We start from the raw sequence: 14,656 nt of genomic DNA, 5'->3' as shown, positions 1-14,656 counted from the left end.
GTGCGGACTCTTACCCGCCGGGCTTTCTCATGCCCGCCGGCGCGTCGCGCGCTCCGCGGTGTCTCCATGCGTCACGCATCTTTCTCACCACCATGGAGGCGGCCCAATGTCATTTGCCATCGTGTGCTCGGATCTGTCGTTCGCGTGGGAGGACGGCACGGTCGTGCTGGACGGGCTGGACGTCGCGTTCGGTGCCGGCAGGACCGGCCTGATCGGCGTCAACGGGTCCGGGAAGTCGACCCTGCTGAAGATCATCGCCGGCGAGCTGCGCGCGGGTTCGGGCACCGTCAGCGTCGACGGGGAGGTCGGCTACCTGCCGCAGAACCTCGTCCTCGACGACGCCGCCACGGTGTCGGACCTGCTCGGCATCACCGCGACCCGCGCGGCCCTGCACGCCATCGAGCGCGGCGAGGCCACCGAGGAGAACTTCGCCGCCGTCGGGGATGACTGGGACGTCGAGGAGCGCGCCGCCGCCGAGCTCGACCGGCTCGGCCTCGGGCACCTCGGGCTGGACCGCACGGTCCCGACGCTGTCGGGCGGCGAGGCCGTGATGGTCGGGCTGGCCGCGCGTTTCCTGGCGGGGCCGGACGTCCTGCTGCTCGACGAGCCGACCAACAACCTGGACCTGGACGCGCGGCACCGCCTGTACGAGGCGGTGGCGTCCTGGACGGGCGTGCTCGTCGTCGTCAGCCACGACCGTGAGCTGCTCGACCGGGTCGACGAGATCGCCGACCTGCGCGAGGGCGCCGTCCGGTCCTTCGGCGGCAACCTGTCGGCGTACGAGGACCTGCTCGCGGTGGAGCGGGAGGCCGCGGAGCGGACCGTCAGGGCCGCCGAGACCGACCTGCGGCGGCAGAAGCGGGAGCTGGAGGAGGCCCAGGTCAAGCTGGCCCGCCGCAAGCGCTACGGCAACAAGATGCAGGAGAACAAGCGCGAGCCGAAGATCATTATGGGCGAGCGCAAGCGGCAGGCCCAGGTCTCGGCCGGCAAGCACCGCATCATGCACGAGGAGAGGCTCGCCGACGCCCGCACGCGGCTCACCGAGGCCGAGGGGGCCGTCCGCGAGGACGCCGAGATCCGCGTCGAACTGCCCGCCACCCGCGTCCCGGCGGGGCGGACGGTGCTGACCGTGACGGGGCTCGCCGCCCCCGACCCGGAACCCGGCACGCTGGGCGAGCTGATCGTCCGGGGGCCGGAACGGATCGCCCTGGTCGGGCCCAACGGCTCGGGTAAGACCACGTTCCTGCGGGCGCTCGTGGGCGACCGGGTCCCCGAGGGCACGGCCGTGAAGATCGGTGTGGACGGCGTCCGGTACCTGCCGCAGCGGCTGGACGTCCTCGACGAGGGCCTCAGCGTCGCCGAGAACGTCCGGGCTCAGGCGCCGTCGGCTCCGCCCGCGCGCATCCGGGCGGGCCTGGCGCGGTTCCTGTTCCGCGGAGCGCGGGCCGACCAGCCGGCCGGGACCCTGTCGGGCGGCGAGCGGTTCCGCGCCGTGCTGGCGTCGCTGCTGCTCGCCGAGCCGGCCCCGCAGCTGCTCCTGCTGGACGAGCCGACGAACAACCTCGACATGGCCAGCGCCGCGCAGCTCGGGCAGGCGCTCGCCGCCTACGAGGGGGCGCTGATCGTGGTCAGCCACGACGTGCCGTTCCTGCGCACCCTCGGCATCACCCGCTGGCTGCGCATGGACCGGTCGTGCGGCCTCACCGAGGCCGAACCGATGTAGCGCGGACCAGCGGCGCCGGCGCGGCGGCCCCGTGCGGAGAGGTCTCCGCACGGGGCCGCCGCGGTTCAGGTCAGGTCAGCACGCGCTTGGTGAAGGTGCGGGTCGCCGCCCACGTCAGCAGGACCGTCCCGCCGACGATGGCGAGCATGAACGCCCACACCGGCATGTGCGGGATCTCGGGCGTGAGCGCGCTGCGCAGCCCCTCGCTCACGTACACCAGCGGGTTGAACAGGCTGAGGATCTGCAGCCAGCGGATGTTGTCCAGCGCCGACCAGGGGTAGTAGACGCAGCCGAGCATCGTCATCGGCAGCAGGACCATCGCGAACAGCATCTGGACCTTCTGCGGGTTCATCAGGGTCCCGAGCAGCAGCCCGCCGGACGCCGACATCAGCGCCCCGACCACCATCACCGCGATCAGCACCGGCCAGTTGTCCACGTGCACCTCGGGCGACTGGCCGTCGGCGTGGATGAACAGCACCGCGGGGAACACCAGCAGCCCGCCGATCAGGCCCTGCGTCGCCGCCGCGATGATCTTCTGGACGGCCAGCAGCGGCACCGGCACCGGCGCCAGCGCCCGGTCGGTGATCGATTTCTGCCAGGTCAGCTCCATCATCAGCGGGAAGATCACCGCCATCATCGCCTGCATGATGATCGACGAGCCGACGAGCCCGGGGAGCAGGATGGTGGAGAACGTCGGCCCGCCCGGCCCTCCCGCCATGGCCCCGCCGCCGAGCTTCGGCAGCACGTAGGCGAACACGAACACGAACATGACCGGCTGCACCAGCACCCGGAGGAACGTCGCCAGGAAGTTCTTGCGCATGACCCGCGCCTCGCGCGCCATCATCGCGGCGAACGTGCGGGGGACGGTGGCCCGCGCCGGCGGCGGCGGTGCCAGAACGGTGGTGCTCATTGCTTGCCTCCATCGCGGCCACGAATCGTGGCAGGAGTGATACTCGTGGTGACGCTTGGTCGGTGAGAACCAAACCGACCGGGTCTACCGCCGGGCTGGCGGGATGTGAGGTCTGTGGAGCCGGTGTAAGACCGACGGGCAGCACTCTGCCCCTCGCCGTTCATTCGGGTCGGCTGCCGTCTGGGAAGCAGAAAGCTCGACTCGCGAGGGTTGAAGCCCGTTGCTTCGGCAGGGGCGAGGTCAATCGCGGTAGTCCCTTCCGGTGAGGGCGAGGAAGACGGTCTCCAGACTGGGACGCAGCTGGCTGGCGTCGGTGACTCCGACGCCGGCCACGGACCCGATCTCCACGAGCTCGCCGAGGATGCCGTCGGGCTCGGCGGCGAACACGCGCACCTGGCCGTCGTTGATCTCGACCTTGCTGATGCCCTCCCTGTCGCCGAGGGCCTTGACCCCGTCGGGGGCGGGGGAGTCGTAGGCCACGGTGATGACCGTGTCCGCGCCGGCGCTGGACTTCAGCTGGTCCACCGTGCCGCTGGCGAGGATCCTGCCGTGGTCGACGACCGCGACCCGGTCGCAGAGCGCCTCGGCCTCCTCCATGTAGTGGGTCGTGAGCAGGATCGTCTGGCCGCCCCTCTGGAGCCCCCGCAGCACCTCCCAGAGGTTGGTGCGGGTCTGCGGGTCGAGCCCGGCGGTCGGCTCGTCCAGGAACAGCACCTCGGGGCCGTGCATGAGGGCACGGCAGATCATCACCCGCTTGGCCTGCCCGCCGGAGATCTCGAACGGGTTGCCGCCGCGCTGCTCGGTCAGCCCGAACAGCTCCAGCAGTTCGGCGGCGCGCTTGCGGGCGTCCCGCGCGCCGAGCCCGAAGTACCGGCCGCGGAACTCCAGGTTCTCGGCGACGGTGAGGTCGCTGTCGAGGGTGTTGTTCTGCGAGACGACGCCGATACGGCGCTTGATCTCGACGGCGTCCCTGACCACGTCCAGGCCGGAGACGCTAGCTGTGCCGCCGGTCGGGACGACGAGCGTGGTGAGCATGCCGATGGTGGTCGACTTGCCCGCGCCGTTCGGGCCGAGCAGGCCGAAGAACTCGCCGCGCGGGACGTCCAGGTCGATGCCCTGGACGGCGGGCACCGCGGGCCGCGGGCCGGACGCGGGGTAGGTCTTCCTCAGGTCGACCGTGCGAACGGCGGTTTCGGGGGGATTGGTCACGCGCCGTCTCCCTTCGCTTCCTCGTCGGGGGAGTAGTTCTCGAATTTGTGGATCAACTTGAGCAGGAACCGGCGGACGGCCGCCTCGTCGTCCTCGCCGACGACGTCGTAGAGGCGGGACAGATCGCGGCCGATGGGACCGGACTTCTCGGCCAGGAACCGCCGGCCGGAGTCGGTGATGAGCAGCATCACGCCGCGCCGGTCCCGGTAGGAGCGCTCGCGCCGCACGTGCCCGTTGCGCTCCAGCGTGTCGACGACCGAGGTCACCGTGGCGGGGGTGACCATCAGGCGCTTGGCGACCTCGCCGGGGCGCAGGCCGTCCTCGACGATGAGCAGGCGGAGCAGGAAGAAGCCCGCCGGGCTGATGCCGTGCCGCTCGATGATGCGCCACACGATCGGGCCCGACAGCCGTGTCGCGGCGCCGAAGAGCCGCCCGATCGGCCACTCCTCCACGGGGCCGAACGCCTTGAGGTCGTCGAGGCCGGGGTTCTCCATGCGAGCGATGTTAGACCTCTGATGTTTAGATAGCAAATCATTAGAGGCCTAAGCACTTCTGACTGTGGCGCTTGTCTCAGCGGTGTGAATGACGTAACCCGTCGTTGAATAGGCATCCAGCCTCATGCATACTCTTGCTTGACGTCGGAGAAGGGCAGAGTGGACATGGGAATCCGGACGGCGGTCGCCGGCGCCAGCGGTTACGCGGGCGGCGAGGTGCTGCGCATCCTCGCGGGGCATCCAGAGTTCGAGATCGGCGCGCTCACGGCGGGCTCCAACGCGGGCGCCGAGCTCGGCGCGCACCAGCCCCACCTGCGATCCCTCGCCGGACGCGTCCTGGAGGAGACGACCCCCGGCACGCTGTCCGGCCACGACGTGGTGTTCCTGGCGCTGCCCCACGGCCGGTCCGGGCCGCTCGCCGAGCAGCTGGGCGAGGACGTCCTGGTCATCGACTGCGGCGCCGACCACCGCCTCGCCGACCCCGCCGACTGGGAGCGGTTCTACGGCACCCCGCACGCGGGCACCTGGCCCTACGGCCTGCCCGAACTGCCCGGCCACCGGGACGCGCTGCGCTCCGCGAGGCGCGTCGCGGTCCCCGGCTGCTACCCGACGGCGGTCTCCCTCGCGATGTTCCCCGCGCTCGTCGCGGGCCTCGCCGAACCCGACGTCGTCGTGGTGGCGGCGTCGGGGACCTCCGGCGCGGGACGGGCCCTCAAACCGCACCTGCTGGGCAGCGAGGTGATGGGCTCGGTGTCCGCCTACGCCGTCGGCGGCACGCATAGGCATACGCCCGAGATGATCCAGAACCTCAGCGCGGCGGCGGGGGAACCCGTCTCGGTCTCCTTCACCCCCACGCTCGTGCCGATGAGCCGCGGAATCCTCGCCACCTGCACCGCGAAGGCGCGTCCCGGCGTCACCGCCGCCTCGCTGCGCGCCGCCTACGAGGAGGCGTACGCGGGCGAGCCGTTCCTCGGGCTGCTGCTCGAGGGGCAGTGGCCCGCCACGTCCATGACCCTCGGCGCGAACACCGTCCTCGTGCAGGTCGCGCTGGACGAGGCGGCCGGACGCGTCGTCGTGGTCGCCGCCATCGACAACCTCACCAAGGGCACCGCGGGCGGCGCGGTGCAGAGCGCCAACCTCGCCCTCGGCCTCCCGGAAGAACTCGGCCTGACCACGATCGGAGTGTCCCCTTGAGCGTCACCGCCCCCCGGGGTTTCCGCGCCGCCGGCGTCGTCGCCGGGCTGAAGGACAGCGGCAACCGCGACCTGGCCCTCGTCGTCAACGACGGGCCGTCCCGCGCGGCCGCCGGCGTCTTCACCCGCAACCGCGTGCGGGCCGCGCCCGTGCTGTGGTCCGAGCAGGTCCTCAAGGGCGCCCGCGTCCGCGCCGTCGTGCTGAACGCGGGCGGCGCCAACGCCTGCACCGGCGCCGCCGGCTTCCAGGACACCCACGCCACCGCCGAGAAGGCCGCCGAGGTGCTGGACGACTCGGCGGGCGAGATCGCCGTCTGCTCCACCGGGCTGATCGGCGAGCGGCTGCCCATGGACCTGCTGCTGACCGGCGTCGACAAGGCCGCCGCCGAGCTGTCGCGCGGAGACGGCGGGCTCGCCGCCGCCGACGCCATCCGCACCACCGACACCGTCGCCAAGATCTCCTTCCGGCAGGGCGCCGGCGGCTACATGATCGGCGCGATGGCCAAGGGCGCGGGCATGCTTGCCCCGTCCCTGGCCACCATGCTGTGCGTCGTCACCACCGACGCCGACCTGCCCGCCGACGCGCTGGACCGGGCGCTGCGCGCTGCCACCGGCGTCACCCTCGACCGGCTCGACGCCGACGGGTGCATGTCCACCAACGACACCGTGCTGCTGCTCGCCTCCGGCGCCGCCGAGGTCGTCCCGGACGAGGAGGAGTTCACCGCGCTGCTCACCGAGGTGTGCGGCGACCTCACCCGGCAGCTCCTCGTGGACGCCGAGGGCGCGTCCAAGGCCATCGCGATCGAGGTCGTCGGCGCCGCCTCCGAGGACGACGCGGTCACGGTCGGCCGCTCCGTCGCCCGCAACAACCTGCTCAAGTGCGCCATCCACGGCGAGGACCCCAACTGGGGGCGGGTGCTGTCGGCCGTCGGCACCACCGACGCGGTGTTCGAGCCCGACCACCTCAACGTCGCCATCAACGGCGTGTGGGTGTGCCGGAACGGCTCGTTCGGCGACGACCGCGACAAGGTCGACCTGCGTCCCCGCGACGTGACGATCACCGTCGACCTGTCCGCCGGGCCGCACAGCGCCACCGTCTGGACGACCGACCTCACGGCCGAGTACGTCCACGAGAACTCGGCGTACTCCACATGAGCGCCGTCACCCCGGGCGCGCAGATGCGCAAGAACCGGCTCGGCGTGATGGACAAGGCCGAAACCCTGATCAAGGCGCTGCCGTGGCTGGAGCGCTTCCACGGCAAGACCGTCGTGATCAAGTACGGCGGGCACGCGATGACCGACGAGCGGCTGCGGCACTCCTTCGCCGAGGACGTGGTGTTCCTGCGCTACGCCGGGCTGAGGCCGGTCGTCGTGCACGGCGGCGGCCCGCAGATCAACGCGGCGCTGGCCCGCAACGGCATCGACTCGACCTTCACCGCCGGCCTGCGGGTCACCACCCCGGAGGCCATGGAGGTCGTCCGGATGGTGCTGACCGGGCAGGTCCAGCGCGACGTCGTCGGCCTGATCAACCGGCACGGCCCGTTCGCGCTCGGCATGTCCGGCGAGGACGCGAACCTGTTCACCGCCGAGCGCAAGCACGCGGTCGTGGACGGCGCGCGCGTCGACATCGGCCAGGTCGGCGAGATCGTCGAAGTGCAGGTCGGGGCCGTGCGCGCGCTGCTGGACGACGGCCGCATCCCGGTCATCTCCAGCGTCGCGCGCGGCGACGACGGCGAGGTCTACAACGTCAACGCCGACACCGCCGCCGCCGCGCTGGCCGTGGCGCTGGACGCGGCGAAGCTCGTCGTCCTCACCGACGTCGAGGGCCTGTACGCGGACTGGCCGGACAGCGACGACGTCATCGACCGGCTCACCGCCGACGAGCTGGCCGTCCTGCTGCCGGACCTGTCGGCGGGGATGGTGCCCAAGATGGAGGCCTGCCTGGCGGCCGTGCGCGGCGGCGTCCCCCAGGCCCACGTCCTGGACGGCCGCGTCCTGCACTCGCTGCTGCTGGAGATCTTCACCGACGAAGGGATCGGAACGATGGTGCTGCCCAGTCTCCCGGGCGCCGCCGGGGCGGAGGCGACCCCGTGAGCGGCCTGAGGGAGCGGTTCGAGGCGGCGTTCATGCCGAACTACGGCGTCCCGCCCCTGGCGCTCGCGCGCGGCGAGGGCTGCCGGGTGTGGGACGCCGGCGGCCGCGAGTACCTCGACCTCATCGCGGGGATCGCGGTCAGCTCGCTCGGGCACGCCCACCCCGCGCTCGTCGAGGCGGTGGCGTCCCAGGCCGCGACCATCGCGCACACGTCCAACCTGTTCCTGAACGAGCCGGAGGTGCTGCTCGCCGAGCGGCTGCGGGAGCTGCTCGGCGGCGACGGGAAGGTCTTCCTCGCCAACAGCGGCACCGAGGCGAACGAGTGCGCGCTCAAGCTCGCCCTCAAGTACGGGAAGGCGAACGGGCGCCCGTACGTCGTCGCGGCCGAGAACGGCTTCCACGGCCGGACGCTCGGCGCCCTGAGCCTGACCGGCAAGGCCGCGATCCGGGAGCCGTTCGGGCCCTTCGCGATCGACGTCCGGTTCGTCCCGTACGGGGACGCGGGCGCGCTCGACGCCGCGGTGGACGAGGGCTGCGCGGCGGTGTTCCTGGAGCCCACGCAGGGCGAGGCCGGGGTCGTCCCGCCGCCGGACGGGTACTTCGCCGCCGTCCGCCGGATCTGCGACGCGGCGGGCGCGCTGTTCGTCGCCGACGAGATCCAGTCCGCGATCGGCCGCACCGGCAGCTGGTTCGCGTTCCAGCACGAGAACGCCAGACCCGACGTCCTCACGCTCGCCAAGGGCCTCGGCGGCGGCCTGCCGGTCGGGGCGTGCGTCGCCTTCGGTCCCCACGGCGACCTGTTCGCCAAGGGAGACCACGGCAGCACGTTCGGCGGCAACCCGATCGCCGCGGCCGCCGCCCTCGCCGTCCTCACCACCATCGAGAAGGACGGCCTGCTCGCCAACGCCGCCTCCGTGGGGGAGACCCTGGCCGCGGGGCTCGACGCCGTCGACCATCCGCTGTTCGCGGGCGTGCGGGGCCGCGGCCTGTGGCGGGCCGCCGTGCTGACCGGGCCCCACGCGGCCGCCGTGGAGGCCGCCGCGCGCGACGCCGGCTTCCTCGTCAACGCGGTCCAGCCGGACGCGGTGCGCATCGCCCCGCCGCTGATCCTGACCGCCGAGCAGGCGGGCTCGTTCGCCGACGCGTTCCCCGGTATCCTCGACGCCGCCTCCCTCGAGCAGGAGAACTGATCGTGACCAGGCACTTTCTGCGGGACGACGACCTCGGCCCCGGCGAGCAGGCCGAGGTCCTCGACCTCGCCGCGCAGGTGAAGAAGGACCGCTTCGGCCACCGGCCGCTGGAGGGCCCCCGCTCGGTGGCCGTGCTGTTCGACAAGCCGTCCACCCGGACCCGGCTGTCGTTCGCCGCCGGCATCGCCGAACTCGGCGGCAACCCCCTGGTGATGGACGCGGGCACCAGCCAGCTCGGCCGCGGCGAGACCATCGCCGACACCGCCCGCGTCCTCGAACGCCAGGTCAGCGCCATCGTGTGGCGGACGGGCGGGCAGGAGCGCATCGAGGAGATGGCCGCCGGCACCGCGGTCCCGGTCGTCAACGCCCTCACCGACGAGTTCCACCCCTGCCAGATCCTCGCCGACCTGCAGACCGTCCGGGAGGAGAAGGGCGGTCTCGCCGGCGTCACCCTCGCCTACTTCGGCGACGGCGCCAACAACATGGCGCACTCCTACCTGCTCGGCTGCGCCACCGCCGGGATGCACGTCCGGATCGGCGCCCCCGCCTCCCAGCCGCCCGACCCCGCGGTCGTCGGGCGCGCGACGGAGATCGCGGCCGCGACCGGCGGGTCCGTGACCGTCACCGCCGACGCCGCCGGGGCCGCATCCGGCGCCGACGTCCTCGCCACCGACACGTGGGTGTCGATGGGCCAGGACGGCAAGGACACCTCGCTGTACGAGCCGTACTCGGTGACCGAGGACCTGCTGGCCCTCGCCGATCCCGAGGCGGTCGTCCTGCACTGCCTGCCCGCCTACCGCGGCAAGGAGATCGCCGCCTCCGTCCTCGACGGCCCGCGCAGCCGGGTCTGGGACGAGGCCGAGAACCGGCTGCACGCCCAGAAGGCGCTGCTCGTGTGGCTCCTGGAGCGCGCCCGGTGACCACCCCCATGACCAAGGCCGCGCGGCACGCCCGGGTGATCGACCTGCTGACCCGGCACCCCGTGCACTCGCAGGGCGAGCTCGCCAAGCTCCTCGGCGACGAGGGGGTGGAGGTCACCCAGGCCACGCTCTCCCGCGACCTGGTCGAGATCGGCGCGGTGAAGCTCCGCGCCGACGACGGCAGCCTGATCTACGCCGTGCCCGGCGAGGGCGGCGAGCGGATCCGCCGCGCCCGCACCGGCGCCGCCGAGACCTTCACCGGCCGGCTGTCCCGGCTCGCCGCCGAACTGCTCGTGTCGGCCGAGGCGTCGGCGAACCTGGTCATGGTGCGGACCCCGCCGGGCGCCGCCCAGTACCTGGCCTCGGCGATCGACCACGCCGAGTGGCCGTCCGTCCTCGGCACGGTCGCGGGCGACGACTCGATCCTCGTGATCGCCCGCGACCCGCACGGCGGGGAGGACCTCGCCCAGGCGCTGCTGCGGCTGACCGGCACGCGCGAGCGACGAACCCAGGGGCCGCCGGGCGGCCCCGACCCCGACCCGTCCTGATCCGCGGGACCCGGCGGATTCGCCGTACGCTGTTGCGGACGCAGCCGCCAGGCGATCCACGCGGGGGGCAATCCGTGCCGTGCCCGGCAGAGGCGGCATGGTGAGATGGCAGTTGACCGAACGACCAGCGGTGGGAAGTAGAGGATTCTCCGTGACCAAGGCACCGACGCGGCTGTGGGGCGGCCGGTTCGAAGGCGGCCCGTCGGACGCGCTCGCGAGGCTCTCGGTGAGCGTCCAGTTCGACTGGCGGCTCGCCCCGTACGACCTGATGGGATCGCGCGCGCACGCCCGCGTCCTCAACCGGGCGGGCCTGCTCACCGACGACGAGCTGGAGCGCATGATCGGTGCCCTGGACGACCTCGAGGAGGCGTGCCGCAGCGGCGAGTTCCGCCCCACGGTCGCCGACGAGGACGTCCACACCGCCCTGGAGCGGGGCCTGCTGGAGCGCCTCGGCGCCCTCGGCGGCAAGCTGCGCGCCGGCCGCAGCCGCAACGACCAGGTCGCCACCGACCTGCGCCTGTACCTGCGCGACCACGTCCGCCAGATCGTCTCGCGGCTGGTGGAGCTGGAGACCGCGCTGATCGCGCAGGCCGAGCACAACCTCGGCGTCGCCGCGCCCGGCATGACGCACCTCCAGCACGCCCAGCCCGTGCTGTTCTCCCACCAGCTCCTCGCGCACGTCCAGCCGCTCACCCGCGACATCGACCGGCTGCGCGACTGGGACCGCCGCGCGGCCGTCTCCCCGCTCGGCTCCGGTGCCCTCGCCGGCTCCTCCCTGCCGCTGGACCCGCAGGCCACCGCCGCCGAGCTCGGCTTCGACGCCGCCGCGCCCAACTCCATGGACGCCGTCGCCGACCGCGACTTCGTCGCCGAGTTCCTCTTCGCGGCCGCCCTGATCGGCGTGCACCTGTCCCGCCTCGGCGAGGAGGTGTGCCTCTGGGCCTCCCAGGAGTTCCGCTGGATCGAGATGGACGACACCTACGCCACCGGGTCGTCGATCATGCCGCAGAAGAAGAACCCCGACGTCGCCGAGCTGGCGCGCGGCAAGGCCGGCCGCCTCATCGGGCACCTCGTCGGCCTGCTCACGACCCTCAAGGGCCTCCCGCTCACCTACAACCGCGACCTCCAGGAGGACAAGGAGGGCGCGTTCGACTCCGTCGAGACGCTGCTGCTCGTGCTGCCCGCCATGTCCGGGCTCATCGCGACCATGCGGGTCAACACCGAGCGGCTGGAGGCCCTCGCCCCGGACGGCTTCGCCCTCGCCACCGACCTCGCCGAGCTGCTCGTCCGCCGCGGCGTGGCGTTCCGCGACGCCCACGAGGTCGTCGGGCACCTCGTCGTCTGGTGCCAGGTCAACGACAAGGACTTCGACGACCTCACCGACGAGGAGCTCGGCAAGGTGTCGCCGCACCTGACGCCGGACGTCCGCGAGGTGCTGAACGTCCAGGGCGCCCTCGCGTCCCGCAAGGCCTACGGGGGGACGGCGCCCGACCGCGTCCGCGAGCAGATGGGCGCGCTGCGCAGCCTCGTCAACGGCCACGCCGCCTGGGCCGCCGGCTCGGACGCCTGACCCGGCGGGACGGGGGCGGCCGCCGCGGTGCGGACCGCCCCCTAGGCTGGTCGACCGGCGAAGCTGTTCCCTAGACCACGGTGAGGCGATGGACGGAGCGTTGCTGCCCCGCGAGTTCTTCGACGGCCCGGTGGAGGAGGTCGCGCCCGCGCTGCTCGGGCACGTGATCAGCCACCGCACCCCGGAAGGGGAGGTGGCGGCCCGGCTCACCGAGGTGGAGGCCTACGCGGGGCCGCTGGACCCGGCCTCGCACGCCTACCGGGGCCGGACCCGGCGCAACGAGGTCATGTTCGGGCCGCCCGGGCACGTCTACGTCTACTTCACCTACGGCATGCACTTCTGCATGAACCTCGTGTGCGGCCCGGACGGGACGTCCATGGCGGTGCTGCTCCGCGCCGGGGAGATCATCGCGGGCGAGGACGTCGCACGGGCGCGCCGTCCGCGCTCGACCGTCCGCGACCTGGCGCGCGGCCCGGCCCGGCTCTGCCAGGCCCTCGGCGTCGCCCGCGAGCAGAACGGACTGGACGTGTGCGCGCCCGGCGGACCGATGGCGGTGCTCAGGGGCGAGCCCGCCGACCCCGCACTGATCCGCAACGGCCCCAGGACCGGCGTCAACGGCGCCAAGGAGGTCCCGTGGCGGTTCTGGATCGACGGAGATCCCAGCGTGTCGCCCTACCGCCCCCACGTCCCGAGGCAGCGCAGGAAGATCACCGCCGAGGGCTGACCCGGCGCGGTCACCAGGCCGGCCGGTAGCCGCCCCGCGACGGCGGACGTTGAATATCGTTGGCGTGACAGCCGCCCGCCAGTGCAGCCTGGGGGCGTACACCGAATGCAAGCCGGAGACGAGGGAGACCGTGACCGACATCCTGGATGATCTCGCGTGGCGCGGCCTGATCGCGCAGTCCACCGACCTGGACGAACTGCGGGCCTTGCTCGCCGCGGGACCGGTCACCCTCTATTGCGGCTTCGACCCGACGGCGCCCTCGCTGCACCTCGGCAACCTCATCCAGATCCTCACGCTGCGCCGCTTCCAGAAGGCCGGGCACCGGCCGATCGGCCTGGTCGGCGGCGCCACGGGCCTGATCGGCGACCCGAGTGGCAAGAGCGCCGAACGCGTGCTGAACTCCGAGGAGACCGTCGCCGGCTGGGTCGACCGGGTCCGCGGGCAGGTGTCGGCGTTCCTCGACTTCGACGAGGGGCCGACCGCCGCGACGATGGTCAGCAACCTCGACTGGACCGGCCCCATGTCGGCCATCGAGTTCCTGCGCGACATCGGCAAGCACTTCCCGGTCAACCGGATGCTGGCCCGCGAGACCGTCCGCGCCCGGCTCGACTCCACCGGTATGAGCTACACCGAGTTCAGCTACGTCCTGCTCCAGTCCATGGACTTCCTCGAGCTGTACCGGCGCCACGGGTGCCGGCTGCAGACCGGCGGAAGCGACCAGTGGGGCAACCTCACCGCGGGCGTCGACCTGATCCGCCGGGTGGAGGGAGGCAACGCGCACGCGCTGACCACGCCGCTGCTGACCAAGGCGGACGGGTCCAAGTTCGGCAAGACCGCGGGCGGCGAGACCTACTGGCTCGATCCCGAGCTGACGTCGCCGTACGCGTTCTACCAGTTCTGGATCAACGCCGACGACCGGGACGTGGAGAAGTTCCTGAAGTTCTTCAGCTTCCGTCCCCACGAGGAGATCGAGGACCTGGTCAAGCAGGGCGCCGACCGTCCGGCCGTGCGGGCCCCGCAGCGGGCGCTCGCCGAGGAGATGACCACGCTCGTGCACGGTGCGGACGAGACCGCGCGGGTCATCGCGGCCTCCCGTGCTCTGTTCGGGCAGGGCTCCCTGGAGGAACTGGACGAGCGAACGCTGCAGGCCGCCCTCTCCGAGGTGCCGCGCGCGGAGGTGCCCGCGGGAGAGCTGCCGCCGGTGGTGGACCTTCTGGTGGCGTCCGGCCTGTGCAAGAGCAAGTCGGAGGCACGCCGTGCCATCGCCCAGGGCGGCGCCTACCTCAACAACGCCAAGGTCGAGTCGGAGGACGCGGTGCCGGCGTCCGCCGACCTGCTCCACGGCCGCTTCCTCGTGCTGCGGCGCGGCAAGCGCAACGTGGGCGGCGTCGAGGTGACCGCCTCCTGAACCGCCTCCCGACCGCCCGCCCGGACCCTTTCCGGGCGGGCGGTCGTCATGAGGAGGGCAAACTTCGGTAGATACACGTCACAGTGCGGTTACGGCGCACCGTGACCGGGCATGGTCTTAGGGCTGAAAACAGGAGATGAGCTGCGGATACATGCCCCGCGCGGGCCGATTTGACGGTCCCGGCGGCGGGACCTAATGTTCTACACGCCCCACGGGGGAGCGGGACGCCGACAGGCGGCCGGCCCCGAGGGGAAACCTCCACAGACCCGGATGGGTGCGCTGTGTCGCGCCCAAAAGGGACTAACGAGGCCGAACCGCCCGAAGTTGGTTAAACCAGGACGGATCGGGTACGATTGAAGGGTTGCCCCGGAGCCGGGGGCCGCGAGAGCGGGGTTCGGCGCGGTGGGTGTCCGTTTCTTGAGAACTCAACAGCGTGTTAAAAGCCAGTGCCTTTATCGGCCCGGTCTTTATTCGGCCGGGTCGCCCCGTGCCATCCCGCTTTGTGGGGTGGTGGGGATTTCTTTGAGGCAATGCTGTCCCTCTTCGTGGGGGATGGTGATGCCGGGATTGTTTCCTGAGGTTTGGCTGGTCGGGGTTCGCCCCCTGGCTGGTCGTTGGACCTTGATGGAGAGTTTGATCCTGGCTCAGGACGAACGCTGGCGGCGTGCTTAACA

The 14,656-nt window shown here is 72.2% G+C and carries 13 protein-coding genes; 10 read left to right on the top strand and 3 right to left on the bottom strand.

Annotated features, from left to right (window positions below):
• Positions 1-106 precede the first annotated feature (106 nt).
• Positions 107-1,723: an ABC-F family ATP-binding cassette domain-containing protein gene (locus tag ABD944_RS21160; RefSeq protein WP_345179004.1), complete on the top strand. Its 1,617-nt coding sequence runs from the start codon at positions 107-109 to the stop codon at positions 1,721-1,723.
• Between the two features lie 70 nt (positions 1,724-1,793).
• On the opposite strand, the gene ABD944_RS21155 is transcribed toward ABD944_RS21160, so the two are convergent.
• The 3 genes from ABD944_RS21155 to ABD944_RS21145 all read right to left on the bottom strand — a co-directional run bounded on the left by ABD944_RS21155 (position 1,794) and on the right by ABD944_RS21145 (position 4,336).
• On the bottom strand, positions 1,794-2,633 hold the full coding sequence (locus tag ABD944_RS21155; protein ID WP_345179003.1) for an ABC transporter permease: 840 nt from the start codon (positions 2,631-2,633) through the stop codon (positions 1,794-1,796).
• Positions 2,634-2,873: 240 nt separating this feature from the next.
• Positions 2,874-3,842, bottom strand: a complete 969-nt coding sequence (locus ABD944_RS21150) for an ABC transporter ATP-binding protein (RefSeq protein ID WP_345179000.1) — start codon at positions 3,840-3,842, stop codon at positions 2,874-2,876.
• Positions 3,839-4,336: a MarR family winged helix-turn-helix transcriptional regulator gene (locus ABD944_RS21145; RefSeq protein WP_345178999.1), complete on the bottom strand. Its 498-nt coding sequence runs from the start codon at positions 4,334-4,336 to the stop codon at positions 3,839-3,841. Before ABD944_RS21145 ends, ABD944_RS21150 begins: the two co-directional genes overlap by 4 nt.
• Positions 4,337-4,501: 165 nt before the next feature.
• Between ABD944_RS21145 and argC the strand changes: the two genes are divergently transcribed.
• The 9 genes from argC to tyrS all read left to right on the top strand — a co-directional run bounded on the left by argC (position 4,502) and on the right by tyrS (position 13,982).
• Positions 4,502-5,530, top strand: coding sequence for an N-acetyl-gamma-glutamyl-phosphate reductase (argC, locus tag ABD944_RS21140; protein ID WP_345179211.1), 1,029 nt, complete (start codon positions 4,502-4,504; stop codon positions 5,528-5,530).
• Positions 5,527-6,684 (top strand): bifunctional glutamate N-acetyltransferase/amino-acid acetyltransferase ArgJ, encoded by a 1,158-nt coding sequence (argJ, locus tag ABD944_RS21135; protein WP_345178998.1) that lies wholly within the window; start codon positions 5,527-5,529, stop codon positions 6,682-6,684. Before argC ends, argJ begins: the two co-directional genes overlap by 4 nt.
• Positions 6,685-6,707: 23 nt before the next feature.
• Positions 6,708-7,622 carry an acetylglutamate kinase gene (gene argB / locus ABD944_RS21130; RefSeq protein WP_345179208.1) on the top strand — a complete coding sequence of 305 codons (915 nt, stop codon included), beginning with the start codon at positions 6,708-6,710 and terminating at the stop codon, positions 7,620-7,622.
• Positions 7,619-8,812 (top strand): acetylornithine transaminase, encoded by a 1,194-nt coding sequence (locus tag ABD944_RS21125; RefSeq protein WP_345178995.1) that lies wholly within the window; start codon positions 7,619-7,621, stop codon positions 8,810-8,812. Before argB ends, ABD944_RS21125 begins: the two co-directional genes overlap by 4 nt.
• Before the next feature lie 2 nt (positions 8,813-8,814).
• Entirely contained in the window at positions 8,815-9,732 is a 918-nt protein-coding gene (gene argF / locus ABD944_RS21120) for an ornithine carbamoyltransferase (RefSeq protein ID WP_345178994.1), read from the top strand.
• Positions 9,733-9,740: 8 nt separating this feature from the next.
• A complete protein-coding gene (locus ABD944_RS21115; protein WP_345179206.1) occupies positions 9,741-10,280 on the top strand; it encodes an arginine repressor in 540 nt (179 codons plus the stop codon).
• Between the two features lie 151 nt (positions 10,281-10,431).
• Entirely contained in the window at positions 10,432-11,850 is a 1,419-nt protein-coding gene (gene argH / locus ABD944_RS21110; protein WP_345178993.1) for an argininosuccinate lyase, read from the top strand.
• Positions 11,851-11,938: 88 nt separating this feature from the next.
• Positions 11,939-12,574: a DNA-3-methyladenine glycosylase gene (locus ABD944_RS21105; protein WP_345178992.1), complete on the top strand. Its 636-nt coding sequence runs from the start codon at positions 11,939-11,941 to the stop codon at positions 12,572-12,574.
• 130 nt (positions 12,575-12,704) lie between these two features.
• Positions 12,705-13,982 (top strand): tyrosine--tRNA ligase, encoded by a 1,278-nt coding sequence (tyrS, locus tag ABD944_RS21100; RefSeq protein WP_345178990.1) that lies wholly within the window; start codon positions 12,705-12,707, stop codon positions 13,980-13,982.
• Positions 13,983-14,656: the final 674 nt, after the last annotated feature.

Source organism: Actinomadura verrucosospora (assembly GCF_039540335.1).
Classification (GTDB): Bacteria; Actinomycetota; Actinomycetes; order Streptosporangiales; family Streptosporangiaceae; genus Spirillospora; species Spirillospora verrucosospora.
The sequence above is the reverse complement of the archived record's forward strand: the minus strand, read 5'-3'. Positions and strand labels throughout refer to the sequence as shown.

Bases quoted from the DNA above. Each gene is read 5' to 3' on its own strand.
- ABD944_RS21160 (WP_345179004.1), top strand. From the start codon at position 107: ATGTCATTTGCCATCGTGTGCTCGGATCTGTCGTTCGCGTGGGAGGAC.
- ABD944_RS21155 (WP_345179003.1), bottom strand. From the start codon at position 2,633: ATGAGCACCACCGTTCTGGCACCGCCGCCGCCGGCGCGGGCCACCGTC.
- ABD944_RS21145 (WP_345178999.1), bottom strand. From the start codon at position 4,336: ATGGAGAACCCCGGCCTCGACGACCTCAAGGCGTTCGGCCCCGTGGAG.
- argC (WP_345179211.1), top strand. From the start codon at position 4,502: ATGGGAATCCGGACGGCGGTCGCCGGCGCCAGCGGTTACGCGGGCGGC.
- argB (WP_345179208.1), top strand. From the start codon at position 6,708: ATGCGCAAGAACCGGCTCGGCGTGATGGACAAGGCCGAAACCCTGATC.
- ABD944_RS21115 (WP_345179206.1), top strand. From the start codon at position 9,741: ATGACCAAGGCCGCGCGGCACGCCCGGGTGATCGACCTGCTGACCCGG.
- ABD944_RS21105 (WP_345178992.1), top strand. From the start codon at position 11,939: ATGGACGGAGCGTTGCTGCCCCGCGAGTTCTTCGACGGCCCGGTGGAG.